The 4,558-nt window shown below is 56.5% G+C and carries 3 protein-coding genes and 1 pseudogene; 3 read left to right on the forward strand and 1 reads right to left on the reverse strand.

Annotation, left to right across the window (positions count from 1 at the left end):
* Nucleotides 1-250: 250 nt before the first annotated feature.
* Complete coding sequence (locus tag VGE80_RS02660; protein WP_440591580.1) at nt 251-1,636, forward strand: RtcB family protein; 1,386 nt, start codon at nt 251-253, stop codon at nt 1,634-1,636.
* 24 nt (nt 1,637-1,660) lie between these two features.
* Here VGE80_RS02660 and VGE80_RS02665 read toward each other — a convergent pair whose 3' ends face one another.
* Complete coding sequence (locus VGE80_RS02665) at nt 1,661-2,590, reverse strand: metallophosphoesterase (RefSeq protein ID WP_440591581.1); 930 nt, start codon at nt 2,588-2,590, stop codon at nt 1,661-1,663.
* A gap of 189 nt (nt 2,591-2,779) precedes the next feature.
* On the opposite strand from VGE80_RS02665, the gene VGE80_RS02670 reads away from it, so the two are divergent.
* Entirely contained in the window at nt 2,780-3,886 is a 1,107-nt protein-coding gene (locus VGE80_RS02670) for a Gfo/Idh/MocA family protein (protein ID WP_440591582.1), read from the forward strand.
* A 270-nt stretch (nt 3,887-4,156) separates the two neighbouring features.
* A pseudogene (locus VGE80_RS02675) lies at nt 4,157-4,558 on the forward strand (hypothetical protein); the annotation flags it as partial.

Below are 4,558 nucleotides of genomic sequence, written 5' to 3' on the forward strand. Positions count from 1 at the left end.
TCTCAGTCTTGAGATGTTTCACTGTCGCAATCCGGTTAATCCAACCCGAACAAATGACGATCGCGGTAATGATCCAGCGAAAGCGAGATAGTTTGTTCGAACCTGTAGCAGCATTTTCAAACAGCTTTTAGTAGTGGTCCATTCGACGACGGTCTGAACTTCTTCGACTGGTCGTGAAAAATCGCACGAATTTATCGTAACCAGATGCGGTCGAGTCGTGTCTCGAATCCGTCATCAGGGAGTCCTCGCAATGAATACAACACAACTTCGCAAACTTGGGGTATCTGACCTCTGCATTGGCGCCGCCATTGAAGGAATCCAACGTGCCGTGCAGGAAGACGAACTGCGCGGGCGGGAAATCAAGAAGCTGATCAGCAGCGTGCTGGCGGAACCGTCGGATTTCGTCGCGCATCCGTACTTCGGTCGACTCGCCCGGGAAATCATCGAGAACGCCAATTTCACGCGCCCTGCCCCTATCGAATATCAAGTCTGGGGACGGGAAATCGATGCGGCATGCCACGCACAGATGCGCCAGTCGTGTGCACTTCCCATGGCCGTGGGCGCCGCCATCATGCCTGACGCGCACTTGGGTTACGGGCTGCCGATTGGTGGGGTTCTGGCACTGGAAAATGCTGTGGTCCCTTATGCCGTGGGCGTGGATATCGCGTGCCGCATGAAGCTGTCGATCCTCGATATTCCGACAACGGAATTGGACGCCAATTTCTATCGGTTCAAGAATGCCCTCGATAAAGGGACACGATTTGGAATTGGATCTGTCCACGAGCGTCCCCAGCAGCACGCGGTGATGGACGCCGACTGGACGGTTTCTCGAGTGACGCGCGAAAACCGGGACAAGGCGTGGAAGCAGCTCGGAACATCCGGGTCCGGAAATCACTTTGTGGAATTTGGACGACTAACACTTGAGCAACGGGACGAACAGTTAGGACTGGATAAAGGGGAGTACGTTGCCCTGCTCAGCCATAGCGGAAGCCGCGGAACCGGTGCGTCCGTTTGCGATACCTACAGCAACATCGCTCGAGTTCTATTGCCTCGCCAATACGCCGACTTCGGTCGCCTGGCATGGCTGGACCTCGACAGTGAAGCAGGTCAGGAGTACTGGGCTGCGATGACTTTAATGGGGGAGTACGCTGCTGCGAACCACGACGTCATCCACCGACTTGTTTCACTCATCGTGGGTGGAAAGATCATTGCTGGCGTCGAAAACCACCACAACTTCGCGTGGATCGAGAACCACAACGGGCGCGACGTCGTGGTGCACCGCAAAGGAGCCACACCGGCGGGGGAAGGTGTACTGGGAGTCATCCCCGGTTCCATGGCTGATCCGGCATTTGTTGTCCGTGGTAAAGGAAATCCGGCGAGTCTGAATTCCGCCTCCCATGGCGCGGGTCGTCGCATGAGTCGCACCGCGGCGCGTGAGAAGTACTCTTGGCGCTCCGTCCAGAGAGATCTGGAGAACAAAGGTGTGCGGGTTCTTTCCGCAGGAGCAGACGAAGTCCCCTACGCCTACAAGAACATTCTTGACGTGATGCAGGATCAGCAGGATCTGGTGGAAACGGTCGCGCGATTCGACCCGCTCATTGTGAAAATGAGTGATGATGGCCGGGCGGAGGATTGATTCGGAACGCGTTCGTGTGGAGACTCACTCCTCCACATCGACGCGGACGAAATTGGAGTTACTCAGCTTTTCCTCTCCATCCCACCGGTATGCGCAGAGGAATCCCCCTTTGGCCACACTGAAATCCAGGCAGGCGACATTGTGTGTCAGGATCTGGGGTTGCTTGTGCGGCAGCCAGTAGTGGCCGATGAACACGGGCTTTGCCGTGGTCGGATAAGGCATGGACTGCGCGATCGTCGTGTTTTCCAGCGGATGGTGGCAATCCAGTCCCGCCGTTTCGAAGGCATACGAGTGATACGTGTGGCCAACCGGCGACAGGTACCAGCGTGTCCGGACGTGTACGCGCGAAGAACCATCCTTGTCCAGGAATGAGACCCCGTCCGGCAGGGCAGCCTCCTTCCCTTTCAAAATGACTTCGACGGCGTAATAAAGTTCCGCCCCGGTCGTCGAGGCTGGCTTCAGGAAGTCCGTTGTCACGCCGCCAGACTCAGCCAGCGCCGATTGCACCACCCCAATCGCGGAATCGTCCCAGCACGCGTGAATCGCTCTGAGGCCATCCAGGTCGAGCCACATCGGCAACGTCCGAAACCATTCGAGGTATGACGAAAGTTCAGCGGGACTCAGTTGATCCACCGTGCGACTGATCTGCCGTACATTTCCTGGCGTATGCCGCCTGAGGAATTCGCCGGGAGACTCCGGATCTTCGGTGTGAAAGGCGAGTGCGTTCCACTCGTGATTTCCCATCACCGCGAGCGCCGCATCGTCTTCGACCATTGACCGGACAATTTGCAGCACCTCACGAATCTTGGGTCCACGGTCAATGAAATCACCGAGAAACAGCACTTTTCGCTCGGGATGGCGATAAACGCCATGGATTTGCCGATACCCCAGTCGATGCAGCAGTTGCTCCAGTTCGTCCGCGTGACCGTGCAAATCACCGATCAAATCATACATTGTACGTGACACCTTTTCCGGTTCGACTCTTTCCTGGCGCACAGCTTCCTGGCGAACATCGGCCGTACCTCCAACTGCGCCGATTCCGCATTCATCTGAATGCAGGGGGTGTATCATCCACAAGACTGCCACGGGTTGCTATCCTACGCACCGATCATCGGAAACGGCCGGAGTACAGGAGTCAGCATCATGAGTAGTCGTGTCTGTCGTTGGGGCATTCTTTCTGCTGCCAATATCGCTCGAAAAAACTGGCGCGCCATCTACAACGCGGAAAACGCCGTTGTCACCGCAGTCGCCAGTCGATCAGTCGAAAAAGCACAGCAGTTCATCGACGAATGCAGTGCCCACTCACCGGTAACTCCGAAGCCCGTTGCGCTGGGAAGCTATGAAGAACTTCTCCAGCGGCCAGACATCGACGCCGTTTATATCCCCAATCCGACGGGGCTCCGCAAGGAATGGGTCATCCGCGCAGCCGAAGCCGGAAAGCACGTACTGGCGGAAAAGCCTGTCGGTATCGATTCGGCGGAAGTCGAGGAGATGCTCGCCGCCTGCAAGAAAAACAAGGTCCAGTTCATGGACGGCGTAATGTTCATGCACAGCCAGCGACTGAACAAACTTCGGGAGACGTTCAACGACGGCAGCAGCATTGGAAAATTGAAACGGATCGCCAGCCACTTCAGCTTTACAGCGAATGACGACTTCGTTCAGAGCAATATCCGAGTGAGCGGCGAACTCGAGCCCCTGGGGTGCCTGGGCGACCTCGGCTGGTACAACATCCGATTCACCCTCTGGGTGATGAACTATCTGATGCCGCAGCGGGTCAGCGGAAGAATGCTGACGGAAGCTCAACGAGCCGACAGCGGCAGCCCTGTTCCCAGCGAGTTCTCGGGTGAGCTCTTCTTCGCGGACGGGGTCTCTGCCAGCTTCTACTGTTCGTTCCTGACGGAAACTCAGCAATGGGCGAACGTGGGTGGAACGAAAGGCTACGTCGACGTCAGGGACTTTGTTGTTCCCTATTTCAGCAACGAAGTGGCGTTCACAGTGACAAATGCCGGACTGAATCAGAAGAGCTGCGACTTCCACATGGAAGACCACACACGTCGCGTCGCGATTCCTGAATACAGCGACGGATGGGTGAATTCTCAGGAAACCAACCTGTTCCGCAACTTCTCGCAGCTCGTGCTGTCAGGCAAAATCGACGAAAGCTGGCCAGACATCGCACTGAAGACACAACAAGTGCTCGACGCGTGTCTAAAATCGGCTCGAAACAACGGAGAGCTTGTCGAGATTTCCTGAGTCACTGTAGAAGCGGCGTTCGATCCAGCCCTCGTCGACTGCCCCCTGCGACCCAATCGTGGGGGACCCGCCGGAGCAGAACGAACGATTGATCGAGGCATCCGTAGTTGTAGCAACTGAACGGTCGTCACGATGCGGTAACAGCCTTGATGGCCTGTTTGGTGAATCGCCGCAGAATCAGACTTCAGGTTGGTTGAGATGTGTCGTTGAGATTGCGGTGGTGGTGACCGAATCGAGGTAATAGAGTTCGGAACTTGCAGGAGGCGGTGCATGAGGTGGACCTTGCTGTTGGGACTGCTGCTCGCGGCTCCCGGTGTCATGACCGCCAATGACAAAGAACCACTCGGGACGCTCGTCGTCATCGGGGGGGGCTTCACGACTGCAGAAATCCGTGAGAAAACTCTTGAACTTGCGGGTGGTGAAGAAGCCCGCGTGGCCATCATCGCCGATGCAAATCCCGAGAATGGTCCTGATTCGGTCGAGTTGTGGCAAGAAACAAACGCGCAGCAGGTCGACCTGATCGACTCACAAAAGCCGGCCCTTGCCCGGAGAATCCTGAATAATGCGGACCTGATCTGGATTCCGGGCGGGCTTCAGGGAGTCTTCATGAATTCCCTGCAGGGAACCGGCCTGAAAGAAGTGGTACAACGTCGCTATCGAGAAGGAGCGGTT

The organism is Schlesneria sp. (assembly GCF_036405755.1).
Classification (GTDB): domain Bacteria; phylum Planctomycetota; class Planctomycetia; order Planctomycetales; family Planctomycetaceae; genus Schlesneria; species Schlesneria sphaerica.

Bases quoted from the DNA above. Each gene is read 5' to 3' on its own strand.
- VGE80_RS02670 (WP_440591582.1), top strand. From the start codon at position 2,780: ATGAGTAGTCGTGTCTGTCGTTGGGGCATTCTTTCTGCTGCCAATATC.
- VGE80_RS02660 (WP_440591580.1), top strand. From the start codon at position 251: ATGAATACAACACAACTTCGCAAACTTGGGGTATCTGACCTCTGCATT.
- VGE80_RS02665 (WP_440591581.1), bottom strand. From the start codon at position 2,590: ATGTATGATTTGATCGGTGATTTGCACGGTCACGCGGACGAACTGGAG.